The organism is Baekduia sp. (assembly GCF_035318805.1).
Classification (GTDB): Bacteria; Actinomycetota; Thermoleophilia; order Solirubrobacterales; family Solirubrobacteraceae; genus Baekduia.
In genome coordinates, this window is sequence record NZ_DATHDY010000070.1 from 1 (window position 1) to 14,931 (window position 14,931).

Annotated in this window: 18 protein-coding genes and 2 pseudogenes; 11 read left to right on the forward strand and 9 right to left on the reverse strand. The window is 69.7% G+C overall.

Features of this window, described 5'->3' with window-relative positions:
* Window positions 1–1,015 (forward strand): annotated as a pseudogene (locus VK501_RS28795) (NAD(+) synthase); the annotation flags it as partial.
* Between the two features lie 67 nt (window positions 1,016–1,082).
* Here VK501_RS28795 and VK501_RS28975 read toward each other — a convergent pair.
* Both VK501_RS28975 and VK501_RS16265 read right to left on the reverse strand, forming a co-directional pair.
* A pseudogene (locus VK501_RS28975) lies at window positions 1,083–1,274 on the reverse strand (SDR family NAD(P)-dependent oxidoreductase); the annotation flags it as partial.
* A 47-nt stretch (window positions 1,275–1,321) separates the two neighbouring features.
* Window positions 1,322–2,032, reverse strand: a complete 711-nt coding sequence (locus VK501_RS16265) for a HemK2/MTQ2 family protein methyltransferase (RefSeq protein ID WP_324339110.1) — start codon at window positions 2,030–2,032, stop codon at window positions 1,322–1,324.
* 137 nt (window positions 2,033–2,169) lie between these two features.
* On the opposite strand from VK501_RS16265, the gene VK501_RS16270 reads away from it, so the two are divergent.
* The 3 genes from VK501_RS16270 to VK501_RS16280 are packed head-to-tail and all read left to right on the forward strand — an operon-like array spanning window position 2,170 to window position 4,416.
* Window positions 2,170–2,769: a glutamate-cysteine ligase family protein gene (locus tag VK501_RS16270; protein ID WP_324339112.1), complete on the forward strand. Its 600-nt coding sequence runs from the start codon at window positions 2,170–2,172 to the stop codon at window positions 2,767–2,769.
* Entirely contained in the window at window positions 2,652–3,200 is a 549-nt protein-coding gene (locus VK501_RS16275; protein ID WP_324339143.1) for an iron-containing redox enzyme family protein, read from the forward strand. The genes VK501_RS16270 and VK501_RS16275 overlap by 118 nt, the downstream gene beginning before the upstream one ends.
* Window position 3,201: 1 nt before the next feature.
* A complete protein-coding gene (locus tag VK501_RS16280; RefSeq protein ID WP_324339114.1) occupies window positions 3,202–4,416 on the forward strand; it encodes a PP2C family protein-serine/threonine phosphatase in 1,215 nt (404 codons plus the stop codon).
* A gap of 9 nt (window positions 4,417–4,425) precedes the next feature.
* Here the strand turns inward: VK501_RS16280 and VK501_RS16285 are convergent, their stop codons facing one another.
* Entirely contained in the window at window positions 4,426–4,587 is a 162-nt protein-coding gene (locus VK501_RS16285; protein WP_324339116.1) for a hypothetical protein, read from the reverse strand.
* 251 nt (window positions 4,588–4,838) lie between these two features.
* On the opposite strand from VK501_RS16285, the gene VK501_RS16290 reads away from it, so the two are divergent.
* Window positions 4,839–5,690, forward strand: a complete 852-nt coding sequence (locus VK501_RS16290; RefSeq protein WP_324339118.1) for an SDR family oxidoreductase — start codon at window positions 4,839–4,841, stop codon at window positions 5,688–5,690.
* A 124-nt stretch (window positions 5,691–5,814) separates the two neighbouring features.
* On the opposite strand, the gene VK501_RS16295 is transcribed toward VK501_RS16290, so the two are convergent.
* From VK501_RS16295 to VK501_RS16310, 4 genes are all read right to left on the reverse strand, one after another.
* Window positions 5,815–6,168, reverse strand: coding sequence for a hypothetical protein (locus tag VK501_RS16295; RefSeq protein ID WP_324339119.1), 354 nt, complete (start codon window positions 6,166–6,168; stop codon window positions 5,815–5,817).
* Between the two features lie 54 nt (window positions 6,169–6,222).
* Entirely contained in the window at window positions 6,223–6,849 is a 627-nt protein-coding gene (locus tag VK501_RS16300) for a DUF4142 domain-containing protein (RefSeq protein WP_324339121.1), read from the reverse strand.
* Window positions 6,850–7,457: 608 nt separating this feature from the next.
* Window positions 7,458–7,781, reverse strand: coding sequence for a hypothetical protein (locus tag VK501_RS16305; protein ID WP_324339123.1), 324 nt, complete (start codon window positions 7,779–7,781; stop codon window positions 7,458–7,460).
* 107 nt (window positions 7,782–7,888) lie between these two features.
* Window positions 7,889–8,911 (reverse strand): DUF892 family protein, encoded by a 1,023-nt coding sequence (locus VK501_RS16310; protein WP_324339125.1) that lies wholly within the window; start codon window positions 8,909–8,911, stop codon window positions 7,889–7,891.
* 690 nt (window positions 8,912–9,601) lie between these two features.
* Here VK501_RS16310 and VK501_RS16315 point away from each other — a divergent pair.
* Window positions 9,602–9,868, forward strand: a complete 267-nt coding sequence (locus tag VK501_RS16315) for a hypothetical protein (RefSeq protein WP_324339127.1) — start codon at window positions 9,602–9,604, stop codon at window positions 9,866–9,868.
* Between the two features lie 370 nt (window positions 9,869–10,238).
* Complete coding sequence (locus tag VK501_RS16320) at window positions 10,239–10,820, forward strand: hypothetical protein (protein ID WP_324339129.1); 582 nt, start codon at window positions 10,239–10,241, stop codon at window positions 10,818–10,820.
* A gap of 854 nt (window positions 10,821–11,674) precedes the next feature.
* Here the strand turns inward: VK501_RS16320 and VK501_RS16325 are convergent.
* A complete protein-coding gene (locus tag VK501_RS16325; RefSeq protein WP_324339131.1) occupies window positions 11,675–11,974 on the reverse strand; it encodes a hypothetical protein in 300 nt (99 codons plus the stop codon).
* 202 nt (window positions 11,975–12,176) lie between these two features.
* Here VK501_RS16325 and VK501_RS16330 point away from each other — a divergent pair, with 202 nt between their 5' ends.
* From VK501_RS16330 to VK501_RS16340, 3 genes are all read left to right on the forward strand, one after another.
* Window positions 12,177–12,497 carry a hypothetical protein gene (locus VK501_RS16330; protein ID WP_324339133.1) on the forward strand — a complete coding sequence of 107 codons (321 nt, stop codon included), beginning with the start codon at window positions 12,177–12,179 and terminating at the stop codon, window positions 12,495–12,497.
* 710 nt (window positions 12,498–13,207) lie between these two features.
* Entirely contained in the window at window positions 13,208–13,555 is a 348-nt protein-coding gene (locus tag VK501_RS16335; RefSeq protein WP_324339135.1) for a hypothetical protein, read from the forward strand.
* A 418-nt stretch (window positions 13,556–13,973) separates the two neighbouring features.
* Window positions 13,974–14,219, forward strand: coding sequence for a hypothetical protein (locus tag VK501_RS16340; protein ID WP_324339137.1), 246 nt, complete (start codon window positions 13,974–13,976; stop codon window positions 14,217–14,219).
* A 243-nt stretch (window positions 14,220–14,462) separates the two neighbouring features.
* Here the strand turns inward: VK501_RS16340 and VK501_RS16345 are convergent, their stop codons facing one another.
* Complete coding sequence (locus tag VK501_RS16345) at window positions 14,463–14,672, reverse strand: hypothetical protein (RefSeq protein ID WP_324339139.1); 210 nt, start codon at window positions 14,670–14,672, stop codon at window positions 14,463–14,465.
* On the opposite strand from VK501_RS16345, the gene VK501_RS16350 reads away from it, so the two are divergent.
* On the forward strand, window positions 14,671–14,931 hold a 261-nt coding region (locus VK501_RS16350; protein WP_324339141.1), incomplete at its 3' end, for a GFA family protein. The genes VK501_RS16345 and VK501_RS16350 overlap by 2 nt on opposite strands.

The following is a 14,931-nucleotide window of genomic DNA, read 5'->3' on the forward strand; positions in this document are numbered from 1 at the left end:
TGCAGGGCCTCACCAAGCGCCTGCAGGTGACCAACGGCGAGCGCGTCGTGATCGGCGTCTCCGGCGGCCTGGATTCGACCCACGCGTTGCTGGTCGCGGCGCGCGCTTTCGATGCGCTCGGACTGCCGCGCTCCAACATCCTCGGCTTCACCCTGCCCGGCTTCGCGACCAGCGAGCACACCAAGGACAACGCGATCACGCTGATGCGCGCGCTCGGCGTCACGTGGGAGGAGCTCGACATCCGGCCCGCCGCCCGGCTGATGCTCGAGCAGCTCGGCCATCCCTTCGCCAAGGGCGAGCCGGTCTACGACATCACCTTCGAGAACGTCCAGGCCGGCCTGCGCACCGACCACCTGTTCCGGATCGCCAACCAGCGCGGCGGCATCGTGCTCGGCACCGGCGACCTCTCGGAGCTCTCGCTCGGCTGGTCGACGTACGGGGTCGGCGACCAGATGAGCCACTACAACGTCAACGGCGGAGTGCCCCAAGACATTGATGCAGCACTTGATCCGGTGAGTCGTCGACAGCCAACAGTTCGACGACGAGGTCAGCGCCACCCTGCGCGCGATCCGCGACACGCAGATCAGCCCCGAACTCGTGACTGGCGACGAGCTGCAGTCCACCGAGTCGCAGATCGGGCCCTACGCCCTGCACGACTTCACGCTGTTCCACGTGCTCCGCTACGGGATGCGGCCCTCCAAGATCGGCTTCCTCGCCGCGCACACGTGGGGCGACGTCGCCGCCGGCGACTGGCCGCGCGGCTTCCCGGACGCCAAGCGGATGGCCTACGCGCCGTCCGAGATCCGCCGCTGGCTGGAGCTCTTCTGCCGCCGCTACTTCGCCTTCGCCCAGTTCAAGCGCTCAGCGCTGCCCAACGGGCCCAAGGTCTCGGCCGGCGGATCGCTGTCGCCCCGCGGCGACAGGCGCCCCCTCCGAGGGCTCGGCCGCCGCCTGGCTGCGCGACCTTGAGCGATGCGCCACGAGCGCTTGGAGCGTCGCACGGTCCGCGAAGTGAGCGCGCTATGCCAGCTCCTGATCGCGGCGTCGACTGGCTTGCGGTCGGTCACGTCGGCGGCGATCGCGACCGCGTCGAGCCCGTGCTCGGAGATGACCTGGCGCAGCGTCTCTTCGGAACAACCGATCAGCGCGAGCCGGGCGCCTTCGGCGGCGAAGCGGCGAGCGGCTTCGAGCCCCACGCCTGAGCTGGCGCCGGTGATCAGCACGCGCCGTGCAGCGAGCCGAGGCGACCGTTGGATTCTGGCTGGGCTGGACATACGACGGCTACGGGCGCAGCGGGCCACGTGGCTCAGCGGCGGTCGAGCTACGGACCGGGACCGGCTCGAGCTCCCGCCGCGGACATCGCTCCGGCCGGCGGATCCGCCGGCGGCAAGGCGCCGGCGATGACGACGACGTCCTCCTCGATCTGGCTGGGTGCGAGCGTGCCGCGCGCCCGAAGGTGGTCCGAGCGCTCGCGCATGAGCGGCCCCAGTGGACCGCGATGGCGCGCGACGACGCCGGGATCGAGGCACGCGGCGCGCAGGGCTTTCAGGGTGGCTTCGATCCCGCAGATCTCGGAGTGGACGACCAGCAGGGTGCCGCCGGGACGTAGGTGGCGGGGTGCCTCGGCGATCAGGTGGTCCAGGATGATCCGGCCGTCCCGACCGGCATCCCAGGCGCGTTGAGGTCCGCGAGCGGGCAGGTGGTCGCTGCTGGGGTCGGGCACGTAGGGTGGGTTGGAGACGATCACGTCGTAGCGCTGAGCGGGCAGCCTGGAGAAGAGGTCGCTGCGTCGCGTGCAGACGACGACACCGTTGAGCCACGCGTTGATGCACGCGGTGAGCACCGCTCGGCGCGAGACGTCGACCGCCGTCACCTCACGAGCCCCGGCCAGCGCGGCACTGATCGCCAGTGCTCCACTGCCGGTGCAGGCGTCCAACACGCAGGCGCCCGGGGCGAGCGGGCGGAGAGCGCCGGCCAGCAGCCAGGTGTCGGAGATCGGTCGAAACACGCCGGGAAGCGTCACGATCCGCATGAGCGGGGAGGTATCCGGGGTGACCTCCTGCGCAAACCCGGACGTCGATGCCCTGCGGGCGGCTTTCAGTCACGATCGTGCGCTGACCGTCGGCCTCGAGGAGGAGCTGATGCTGCCTCGACGCCGAGACGCTGGACTTGGCTCCGTGCGCGCCCACGGTCCTCGGGCGGCTGGTCGGGGACGAGCGCTTCAAGCCGGAGTTGCCGGCGGCGCAGTTGGAGATCGCCGCGGCTGAGGGTCTGGCGCGGCCCGCTGGTGCCGGCGTCCATCCCTTCGCGGGCGGAATCGAAGTGATCACCTCGGGCGAGCGATATGAGCGGATCCACGCGGAGTTCGGGGGCGTCGTGCGTCGCCAGCTCGTGTTCGGGCTGCACGTCCACGTGGCACTCGGGGATCCTGACCGCGTCCTCGCCGTCTACAACGCGCTGCGCGAGCACCTTCCCGCTCTCGCCGCGCTGGCGGGCGCGTCACCCTTCTACGGAGGGTTCGACGAGGTCGACGAGGTCGACGAGCGCTGGGCGTGGGATTTCGCCCTGCCTGTCCTTCGCGGGCGGCTGGAGGACGTCTTCGAGACCGGCCTCGCCGAGGCGCTGGCCGGCTGGCAGCCACCACACTCGGGATCGACACCGTCGACGCCACGAGGTTCTTCGACGAGCACGTCACCGCCGACGCCGTCCATGAGAACATCGCCGCCGTCGACTTGGCCGGCGGTCTCGTGCGCGTCGAGCCCACGCTGATCGACGACATCCTCTTCGGCGCCCAGGCACTCGTGGAGCTCGAAGCCCGCTGGGCGGCCGTGCTGCTCGACGCGTGGCACGCCGCCCAGACCGCGCTGCACGCGGCCCTCGATGCGACAGTCGGGGCACACACAAGGCCATCGACTTCCGCGCTGCCAGCGGCCGCCAGCAGACCGACTACCCGGGCACGACGTCACCCTCAGCTGAGCCGTCACCGAGGAACCGTAGGCCCGCGTCTGCGGTGCGGCGGGCGCATCTGCAGCCGCGCCATGGTCATCCCAGCAGCCCGCCGATCAGCGGCGGAAGGTTCAGGCGATGCGCGGCGGTGGCCGATGAGCCGGTGGCGGGGGAGATGCGTTCCGGTTGGGTATCGGTTGGTCATGCGGTTCTCCGCACCACTACTCACCGACGCCGGCCGGCAGCATGCGTGACGTGGAGGCCGCGACCCTCCTGGCGGGGTTGCTGCGCCGCACGCACCTGTCCGCGCCCGGCGACCTGCCCGCGGTCGTGGCCGATGTGGCGCGCATCATCGGCGCCGAGGCCGTCGACCTGTACCTGATCGACTACGACCAGTCCGGTCTGGTCGCATGGTCCTCGTCGGCTCCCGACGAGCGCGAGGCGATCGCCGTGACCGGCACCGTGGCGGGCAAGGCCTACAGCTCAACCACGATCCTGCAGGTCGCCGCTGAGGGTGACGAGGGCCTGCGCCGGCTGTGGTTGCCGCTGTTGGACGGCACCGACCGGCTGGGCGTGATGGCGATGGCGTTTCGCGCCGAGCAGATCGCGCCCGAGATCGTGCTGGTCTGCGAGCGCTACGCGCACCTGGTCGCCACGTTGTTGGTGACCAAGGGCGCCTACACCGACGCCTTCGAGCTATGCCGGCGACGAGGGCACAAGACGATCGCCTCCGAGCTGATCTGGGAGCTCAGCCCGCCGCTGCTCTTCGCCACCGACGACCTCGTGGTGGCCGGCATGCTCGAACCGGCCTACGACAACGGCGGCGACGCGCTGGACTACGCATTCAACGACGGGGTCCTGAATGTGGCGATCTTCGACGCGATGGGCCACGGCCTGGCCGCCGCAGGCCTGGCGACCTTCGCCCTGTCGGCCTATCGCTACAGCCGCCGGCGCGGGAGCGATCTGATCGAGACCTACAGGGCGATGGACGCTGCGATCGGCGACCAGTTCCCGGGGGAGGGGTTCGTGACCGGTCTCGTCGCCGAGCTGGACGTCCGCAGCGGAGAGCTGACCTGGCTGACGGCTGGGCACCCGCCCCCGCTGGTCATCCGCGGCGATCGGCGGGCCCGCGTGCTGGTGGGAACGCCCGCCACACCGCTGGGGGTTCCGGGGCCGCGAGGCGATCCGGTCGCGATGCGCGAGTCACTGGAGCCCGGCGACATGCTGCTGCTCTTCACCGACGGGCTGACCGAGGCGCGGCTTGAGAACGGCCAGCGCATGGGCGTCGATGGCTTGCGCCAGTTCGTCGAGCGCCAAGCCGCAGCCGCACAGACCTCGCCTGAGACCCTGCGCCGCCTGCGTCAAGCGATCGTCGAAGCCCACCCCGGTGAATTGGAAGACGATGCCTCCGCCCTGCTGGTCGAGTGGAAGCGCGGCAGCGAGCGCATGCTGTTGCCGCCCACGGTGTGACGAGCCCTTTCAGCACGCAGGGTTCGCTGCGGCGCGCTCCACCTCGTACCACTCCTCGGCGCTCATGATGTCCAGCAGCGGGTCGGCCACGAGGCGATAGCCCAGCGCATCGGGATCCGCGATGATCGACCCCCGAGGGCCACCGCCGATCCACGACGTGACCCTGATCATCGCGGTGCGCCGGACCGCGGCTTCCCGTGAGGTGTGCCAGCGAAGAGCAGGCCCGCCACCGGCTCGATGGCCGCGGGTTCGAAGAGTGCTGAGGCCGGACGGTTGGTTCATGGAGATGCGGCCCGCGCCAGGGGGCGACGCATGTACGGCTTTGGTCACGTGGTCCGTCCGGGGGTCGAGCGAGCGAGAACTTCGGCGTGCGCCGTGGCTTCCACGGGTAACGCGAGGCCCCACGACCTCTGGAGGAACGCATGGCCGACGAGCAGCAGCAGCCGCCACAGGAGCAGGTGCCGCCCGGCACCACCGCGGCGATGGCGCCGGAGCCCGACCACGGCGAGCACACCTACCAGGGCTCAGGCCGCCTAGCCGGTAAGGCGGCGGTCATCACCGGGGGCGACAGCGGCATCGGCAAGGCGGTGGCGATCGCCTTCGCGCGTGAGGGCGCCGACGTGCTCATCTCCTACCTGGACGAGGACGAGGATGCGCAGAACACCGCGCGGTGGGTTCAGGACGCGGGCCGTAAGGCGGTGCTGGTCAGCGGCGACCTCCAGGATCCCGCGCACTGTCGCGCGGTGATCGATCGCGCGGTCGAGGAGTTCGGGCGCATCGACGTCCTGGTGTCCAATGCCGCCTTTCAGATGAGCCGCGACTCGCTGGAGGACATACCCGACGAGGAGTGGGACCGCACGATCCAGACCAACCTCACGGCGATGTTCCACCTCTGCAAGCGTGCCGTGCCGCACATGTCGGCCGGCGGGTCGATCATCGGCTCGAGTTCGGTCAACTCCGACAACCCGAAGCCGACGCTGCTGCCCTACGACATCACGAAGGCGGGCGTCGCCAATTTCATGGCCGGTCTCGCGCAGATGCTGGGGCCCCGGGGCATCCGCGCCAACAGCGTGGCGCCCGGTCCGATCTGGACGCCGCTGATCCCGGCGACCATGCCGCCAGAGCAGGTCAAGACTTTCGGCGCGGAGACGCCCCTGGGCCGCGCCGGACAGCCATCGGAGCTTGCCCCGGTCTACGTGTTGCTCGCCTCAGACGAGGCGTCCTACGTATCGGGTGCACGCATCGCGGTCACTGGCGGCAGGCCCATCTTGTAGTGGTTGCCTGGCCCGGTCGCGAGCGGCCGAACCGTTCGAAACGGGCGCCTCTGTTCCTATACGAAGCCCGTGACGAGGTCCATCACGAGCATGAACCAGATGACCGCGATGACCACGAAGATCGTCAGCGGCGCCAGTCTCCGCTGCGCGCTGACCATTTCACCGGTCGGGCGTGCGCTACGGGCGGCCTAGGCGTGTGCCATCCAGTACTGCACGGCCATCCAGGCCACGCCGAGCGGACGATGATCAGCGGCAGGATCCAGCCTTGGCTGACCGACGGGGCGGCACCGACGCTGACGATCATCACCCCGATCACGACCCACCAAGGAAGCATGGCGATGGCCGACCCCTCTCCGGCCGTCGGCCCGGGGTGGGCCTGGGGCGTCATCGCCGTGCGCTGCTCCAGCATCGCCTTGGCCGGATCCTGGCCCGCCTCGACGGTGCGGTCGCTGTGGCCGCTGGCGAGGACCTCGCTCACGCCCTGCGAGGCCCGCTTCGGAGAAGCGAGCCTCGGCGCGGGCGGTGACGGCTGTCACTCGTCGTTGTTGCTGTTCATGGCACCGGTGGCGGCCAGCGCGGCGCGGGCGAGCTCGAGGTGCTGTTGGAGGACGGGCAGGTCATCCTCGGCGAGCTGCCTGATCTGGTCGTTGCAGCCCTTGTCGAGCTCGTCCTGAGCCTCCTGGATGTCCTGGACGTGATCCTGGACCTCGAGGTCGGAGTACCACTTGTCGAACTCGGCGCCCTTGAACTGCGCCACTGCCCGAAGCTCCCACTGCTGTGACGGGGAGGGCTTGTCGGGGACGTCGATGCCAAGCTGGTCGGCGACGTCGGCGGCGTCGTGTAGCGACTTGGTGTGGTCCTTGACCAGCCGCGCGCCGAGGTCGCGAACGATCTGGGTCGTTGCCTGCTGCTGGGCGAGGTTGCCGCCCTGGATTTCGAAGAGGTCGCCTTGAATCGACATCTTCAGCCACTCCTCGTCCCACGCGGAATAGCCGCCTTCGCCACAGCTCTGGTTCCCGGAGTGGTGCTTGTGCCCCGGGGATCTGTCATGGCTGCTGTTAGCCAGAGCGAACGAGCCGGTCCCGAGCAGTCCTAGCAACAGCGCTGCCGCGAGCAGCGGTAGCAGTTGTCCTACGCGAAGCATGGTTGTGCCTTCCATTGAGGTGGTTGATAGACCAGGTGGCCGCGACCGCCGCTGACATCCCCCGGCTTGGCCGACGCCTAAAAGCGGAGCACCGCCGCGCGGACAACGCTTCGGTACTCATCCTCCCGGTGCACGTCCAGGGTCTACGTCGACGGCGCCGGCGATGTCGGGCAACAACAGCCCGACCGCTCCGAGCCGCGCCGGCTGTACGGAGCGCCGGGGGCCTGTGGCGCCACCGACCTCGTCTACGACCTCAGCCCGCAGGTCGCCACGAACCTGCACGCCTGGCGACGCCACGACCTCTGGAGACGTCTGGTCCACAGCTGCTCGAGCTCAAATGCCACGTACTGCACCGGCACCTGGAGCTGGGACGCCGGCGCGGCCGCCGCCTGGGGTCATGGCCCGCCGCTTGTGCATCGCCATCGCATGCCTTCCCATTGATACCGCCAGCGCACTGGCCGCTGCCATCAAAGCTCAGAAGATCCTGATCGCGAGGTTGAGCAGGACGGTGAGCGCGATCGACAGCAGCAGCGACGTCATGAGACAGCCGGGTCCGCATCCGACGATGCGAACCCGGTTGTGACGGTACGGTCGGCCGCCTCCTGAGGAGAAGGCCATGCGGACTAGCGGGTGCTGGCGTCGGCGTCGTAGGGGTCGCGGCTGCCGGACTTGGCCAGCCCGCGGGAGATCATGTAGCCGACGGTGAGGATGCCGACGATCATCCAGGTCTCCTGCGCCTGGAGGCGGTCGTCGTGGCCGTCGCCGGCCTTTGTCAGTAGCCCGGCCAGCAGCACGCCGACGGTGGCGGCGATGTAGGCGTACATCTCGCTGGTCTTCGACGAGTGCTTGGTCTCGGTGCTGAGGCGACGGGTGGTGTCACGCCGCGTCGCGGTGCCAGCGGTGTCGCGATCGGCCAGGTCGTCGCGGCTTGATGCGGTGGTGCTCATGGGGTCCTCTCGGGACGGGTGGATGGTTCGGATGGCGAGGCCGGCGTAACGTCGGGCCTCGTTTACTGCGGTCGGGTGATGTGGGGCGCGAGGGTGTCGCGTCGCGGTCAGGCGTTGCTGTGCTCGCGCTCGGCGGCCTTGATGACCCCGGCACGGTTCTTGTGTGTGCGCTCGTAGGCGCGCACCTGCTTGGCGCGCTCGTCATCGCCCTCGGACAGCGCGGTCTGCACCTCGGCGGCCGTCAGTTCGTCGTAGCCGGCCCACGGCTCGTCGCCGCGGAGCGAGGCGATGCGGCTCAGGACGGTGGTGCGGTTCTGGTTGCGGCGCTCGTAGGAATCGACCTTGGCCAGGTCGATCTGCGAGAGCTCGCCGAGCTTGTCGGTGATCTCGTCGGCGGTGAGGCTGTCGTAGCGGGCGATCGCCAGGTCGCCGGCGGACGCCACGGCGCCCTTGGCCTGACCCTCGACGCGTGCGACGCCCGGGACCTTGCGGGCACGGCGGGCGGTGCGCTTGGCCGCGCTCGTGGTCCTGCGCGCGGCGTTCTTGGTGGCCTCACCGGCGTCGCGGACGGCGTCGGCGGCTCCCGTGGTGGTCACGTCGTAGGACCCGTTGCCCGTGACGTCGGCGCCGACGACGGCCTCGGTCAGCTTGGGGATCTCGCGCATGATGCGCCCCAGCATCTTCTCCTCGTCCGCGCGGATCGACGCGGCCATCGTGGCGGTCTGGTCATCGCCCACCGAGCGCGCGAGGCGCTCCAGCGCGGTGTAGGTGGCGATCTCGAGAGCCTCCGTGGCGCAGGCGTCCTTGGCGTTCTTGAGGACCTTCTCCTCGCCGCCGGACCCGCGCAGCAGATCGAATGGCGTCTTGCCGAGCGCCAGCGCCTGGCCGATGGCGTTCTCGGCGAAGCCGACGACGGCGATCAGGGGGTTCGACCCCTCACCGAGCGCGTCGAGGCGGCGGCCCACGCGGGCGGCGTGGTCGCGGGTCTCGCCGAGGTGCGTCTCCAGGCCCGAGCGGTAGGACCCGCGAGGGGTCATGGCGATCTGGGACTGCAAAACACGAGTCAAGGCCTGCTCGCTGGCGAGCGCCTCGTTGAGGTACTGCACGACCTTCTGCTGTGAAGCGTTCATACGACATCCGATCCATAGATGAGGCCCGAGTGACCGGGCCGAGGGAGGTGCGCCGGCTGCGGCGAAGACCAAAGAGCCGAGCGCGTGCAGGATGGTGTGCACGTCCCCGGCCGCGAACAAACACGCGTTCATGGCCGGGGCCGCGGGGCTGCGCCATTCCGTTCTCATGACCTGGGATGGGCGCGTTACTCATGTTTCGAACCGACCTCTCGCGTGTCAGCGACAGGCGGTCCTTGAACGGACGACACCTGACCCGAGGAGACCGCGCGGCAGCCGGATCCGCCCTCGCAATCAAGGGGTCCCCGGTTCAATCCGGGCGTGGGCTTCGGCCGAAGGTTCCCTTCAAGCGGGCGTGTTGTTCTTCGGTGTCTGTCGTCCGGCAGGACGGACGGCATCGTCCTCGCGCGCCGGGCTCTACGGGGGACGATGGTGAAGCTTGTGGTCTTGGTCGTCGAGCGGTTGCGGGCGTGGTCGGTGGCCGTGACGGCCAGGCGGTATGGCCAGGGCGTCAGTGCTCGGCCGTCCGACACGCCCGGAGAACGTGGCCTTCGTGGCGCCCACATCCATCATCTGCTGTGAGCGTGGGCATGGGCCTCGCGCTCGACGAGTTCGCGCTGTGGCTCGACTACTGGCTGCCGGAGGGACGCACGTCCATCAACGCCGTGATCGTCGCCGGGGCAATGCGCAGTTGTGCTGCTCGGCGTGCGCCTGTGGGTGGACCTGGCGGACGGCACCGCGGACGCGGTCGCGCTCATCGTCGCCGGCTCGGCGGTACTGGGCGTCGTGTTCGCCGTGATCAACGCGCTGCGCAGGCGGTACGTCGCGGCGGCGGTATCGCTCGTCGTCCCGGCCATCGGTCTCGCTCTGTGGGCGCTGCTGCGGCCGCGGCCGCAGTCCATCTGCGCCGGCGTGGGGAATCGTGGGTGGCACCGCGGTTGGGGCGGTGAGCGCCGATGACACTGCCGGCCGGACCCCGGACAGCGCCGTCCGTCGCCTGGGTCGGTCCATCGACCGCCGCGTGTCGCTGAGGCACGACCGGCGCCGTGGCGGCCGCCGCGAACGGCGCGGGGGCGGGAGGCCACCGCGGCGCAGGTCGCCCCACTCACTCAGTGGCCGGGGCGGAGGTGTTGGTGACGCGACCGGAACAGGTGGATTCAGCTTGTCGAAGTCCTTGTCTCCCGGGAAACCAACGTATGCACGGCGGCTCCACAGGAACGCATACGCGAGACAGGGATGCGGGTATCGACCGGCAATGGTTTCTGACACCCTCGCCAATACAACTCGTGCGGCGCACGACGTCGGGCTCGCCGCCTGGCTCGGAGGCGCCATGTTCGGCAAGTTCGCCCACAACCCGTCGCTGCGGCGAATCTCCAGCCACCCGGAGCGCGGCGCGGTCGCGAACACCGCCTGGAACGGCTACAACATGGTGAACGCCCTCGGCCTCGGCGCCGCCGCCATCGGCTGGGGCGCGGCGCGGGCCACGGAGACGCGCCCGGCCAGGCTCTCGCGCCGGGAGCAGACGCTGTCCTCGGTGAAGGACGGTCTCATGGCCATGTCGATCGTCACCGGGATCCTCAACGGCATCCAGGGCGCCCGGCTGGCCAAGCAGGGGCCCGACGGCGCCGTCCCGGTCGAGACGGGCACAGAGCCCGCCCCGGAGACGCCGCCGAAGGCGGCCAAGATTCAGAAGACCATCGGCATGCTCGGCACCCTCAACATTGTCAGCGGTACCGCCCTGGTCGCCGTCAACGGCGTCCTGGCCCAAACCGATCACAGCCGTCCGCCGCTGCGCCGCGCTCTCCTTCGCTCCAGCAACAGCCAGGCCAACAGGAACGGCATCAGCCCACTTACGGTGGCTGCGGGCGTCAGCACGATCGCCGCTGTCGTCAACGAGGCGCGGCGGCACTAGGGGCACCATCCGGGAGACACTCGATCGGGCGTTTCATACGGCGCGAAACGGAGAAGCGCCCCGCACGCGGCCGGCTCCGCGAAGACCGTAATCAGTCCACCTGATTGCACATCGGGATGACACCGCTCAAGACAGTGGGTGAGGAGGAGCGGCGCAACCCAGAGCGCCGCAGCGCGCGTCACCACTACCAGTAGGTCGATCCGTCGCAACGGTGGTCAGTGGCAGGCCGAGCCGTGGGACAACGGAGACGGGCCTCCTCGAGTTCGCTCCTCGGTGACACGCTGAGCGTTCCCACCGAGGAGGCCCTCCTTCATCGCAGTCCGAAGCGACGGTCGCGATCGACGTGTGACGGCGGCGGTAGGCCGCGCAGCCAGTTCCGTGGCAGCACCCGGTGGGCGAACACCGCCATGCCGGAGGGGGCGGTCCCAACGCGGGTGAGGCCGCAGCGCATCGCTACGCGTGCCGAAGCGACGTTGCCGACAGCGAGGCAGGCCAAAGGCGGGCACGCTTCGCCGGGCGTCTGCGGCGAGTTTGAAGCAGCTCTTACGTCGGGCCGTCCCGTGTGGGTCCATTCTGGGTCCAGCCCTCCGGTCCGCCAGATACCATCAAGTCCGTAATGACCGGCATCCATCGGACTTCCCGGACGACCGGGGACCCGATGACCGCCCTCGAATTCCATGGTAAGGAAGAGGTCGTCGGTTCGAATCCGACAGAGGGCTTCGGCGAGAGCCCCGCAAACAGCGCGGTTTTCGCGCTTCTGGGGCCAGGCGCTCGCCCGTTGATGGAGGCGTAGGGCAACCCAGAGGGCAACCCGGCCCACCGTCGCGGGCAACCCTGGGCCGTCGAGCGCCGGTCTACGGCCGCTCCCAGCGATCCGGCGCCTGGCGCTCGAGCAGCCAGGCGGCGGCGCGCCAGCTGCCCCGGTGGGCCGCCAGCGTCATGCGCGCCACCAGGTCGCCCTCGCAGCCCGCACGGGCACGCTGCACGGCCTCGCGCAACTGCTGGTGCTCGGGGCGCGGGCTCGCCATCCAGCGCTGGTAGGTCCGGGGCGTGATGCCCACCATCTCGCAGGCGAGACCGAGGGTCAGCCCGGCGCGGACGCCCCCGACGAGCCGCGCCTCGACCTCGGGGGTGAGCTTCGTCGGGCGAGGCATGGCCTACAAGTTTCGCGTATTGGCACGGACCAGCCGCTGCCCAGTTGCATGGCAAGCAGCAGTCCGTCGCAGCTCCCGACGCGCTGCCGGTCCCAGGCGAAAGCGGCAGTGCGGGTGATTTAGCCATTCGTCTAGGGCCCATCGGCGACGCCCACCGGTAGCTTCGGCGCGGGGAGGCGCCCTCACAGGAAGGAGCGAACCAATGCTGTCCAGGAAGTCGACGCTCGTGGCCGTGGTCTGCATCATGGCCGTCGCTGGGCCGTGTGCGGGTGCCGCGTTCGCCGGCGAGATCACCGGCAACGGCAAGCCCACGGCGGGCCCCGCGCACGCGAACTCGATTTGCGTGTTCTCGGGCAAGAACGACAACCCGAGCGCCCCGCTCGACAACCCCGATGCCGGCGGCGTTTCCCAGTCCTACGGGCAGCTCGTGCGCCTGGGTGTGATCGAGAACTTCTTCGGCGCGACGCCGAAGACGTTCAACCCCGGCGACACGTGCCGGGGTGGGAGCAACGTCCCCGAGTAGCCCGAGCGGACGTGTCCGCTGAGCCCCGAGAAATGCGAAGGCCCCGCGCATGCGGGGTCTTCGCCGACGCGGTGTAGCGGCGCGTAGCGACCTTTGCTGCCAGCCTCCCGGAATGCGACGAATGGAGCACTCTGCGGGCACCCCGGTCGACGGCCGCCTGGCTGCCGGTATGGACGAGGAGCGGCACTCAGCCAGCGCGCTCGCTTGGCATGGGAAGGGGAAGCGCTGGTCATTCCTGGGCCCGTCGCGCCGTGGGCGCTGCGACAGGTTGGCCTCGACGGACGCGGTGACGCCCCCAGTGGTCTGGGGCAGATCTTGGGCGTGAAGGCGAAGCGCCATGGCCGCGCGCTGCCTGCCGCCGAACCCTGCCTCCGGGATCATCGGCGCGGCCGGGTGACGTGCGACCGTGCTGGGGCGCGTCGAGCGACACCCGCCGCTGGGGCATCACGCTTGGTTTCTGAACAGCGCGGCCGGAACTCCCGGCAGGCTCAGCTTCGGCCACGGCTCGAACGGGTTCTCACAAAGAACGCATGTCGACGCGCGCCACCGGTGAAACCGTGGAGAGACATGCGGGACCGCCACCGGCGGCTCTGCGGGTCCAACGCAGCGAAGCCCAGCGTCAGCGCGGTCTCGAATGGACCGCACGAGGCGATGAGGCGCACTGCGACCGCACAAGCGGTCGCGAGTCCAGCACATCAAGGAGGAACACCATGGCCACTTCCCCAGGGACCGCTCGCGACACCACCGGCGCGGCCGACACCGGGCGCGGAGGCCGCGCCGCGCGCGGGGAGTCCCCGGCTCGTCGTCGGTCGGGCCGACTCACCACCGAGACCAAGCACTCGTCGAAGACGACCGAGTTGTACGTCTACATCGCAGCCACCGTGGGCGTGCTGGTCGCGGGCCTGCTCACCGAGGCTGGCGGGGGCCGCGACGATCGTCTCATCGCCTCGGATACCTGGCTGATCGTCGGGATCCTCACCGTCGGCTACATGATCAGCCGCGGCCTGGCGAAGGCTGGCAGCAGCGACCCCTATTGGAGCGACGACCGCGACGACTAGTAGTGGTGCGACCGGCACAGGCTCGCGGGGCGCCTCCGGGCGCGCCGCGGCCTGTCCGGCACCGCTGAGGCCGCGCTGGAACTACCTCGCGTCGCAGCGAACCGTCGCGCGCCTCCTGGAAACACCCGATCTGACTCTCAGACCGGTTGTCGTCAAACCGACACGAGGACTGCCGCTTTGGACGACGCGCGGAACTCCCATCGGCAGCGTCGCCTGGCGTAGATAGCGAGAGCGCGGACGAACTCTGGCGCCGCCGCCCCTGTCAGGCGAAGGGAGCAGCGGGCGCCACCCGGCGTCGAGTGCACCGAAGGGGTCGGCGGCTCCGCAGTCGAGGCTGGCGGGTGCCTGGTGGCGAGCATGTCCACAACCAGAGGGAACGGCCTTTGACCGCGACGGGCGGAGGCGGGATAGTCGCGCGATGAGCAAGCGCGTCGACAGGCGTGGAATGCTGGGTCCGTATGGGGTCCGGTACTCCTGGGTGTATTGGGCGGCGATCGCGGCGGCGTTCGCGTTGCTGATCGTCGACCTCTTCGACGACGGCGCGATATGGAACATCGGCGTGGTGGTGTTCATCGTGATCGCGATCGCGGTGCGCCCGGGCGGAGTCCGAGGACCGCGCGCAGCGACGGCGGCGGACGACGAACGAGCGCCGCGCGTCACGTAGCTGATCGGCTAAACGGCGGGAAGGGTCGCCTCGGGGGATGAGAGGAGCCGAGCGGGCGCAACTGCATTGAGGCAACAGCGGAAGCAGGCGTGCAGCTGAACGGCACTGCCGCCTTGGACGAAGAGGAGAAGTCGAACGCGCGCGGCGGCGACCGTCACACCGCTATGCGGCCCGGCGCAGAACCTAGTCCCGGCGGCGCTGGGCGCGCCATCTCCTCTAGCGCCTCGTGCGCTCACCGGCGAGTCATGCTCGAGCGCCGGCGGCTACGGCCCGATAATCCGAGGTCAGGGCGCTGCGGGCCTCCAGCTCGTCGTAGGGGGTCAAGCGCTGCACCTGTGCGATACGGCGGCGCGTACGCTGGCGGTGCATCTCGGCTTCCTCCGAGGTGTCGCTGCCCCGGGCAGTGACCGTCGTATCCATTCCGACCGCTTGATTTTGGAGGAGACGCAGCATGGACCGATTCACCGGCGGTTGCCTGTGCGGCAACGTCCGAATTGTGGCGTCGGGACTCCCATACCGGGTCGGCATTTGTCACTGTCTCGACTGCCGCAAGCATCATGGGGCCCTTTTCCACGCTTCCGCGGTGTTCCCTCAGGATGCGGTGACGATCGATGGCGAAACACGCGACTACGTCGGGCGGTGTTTCTGTCCCCGCTGCGGCTCCTCCGTTTTCGCACGCAGCGCAGACGAAATCGAAGTGAACCTAGGATCC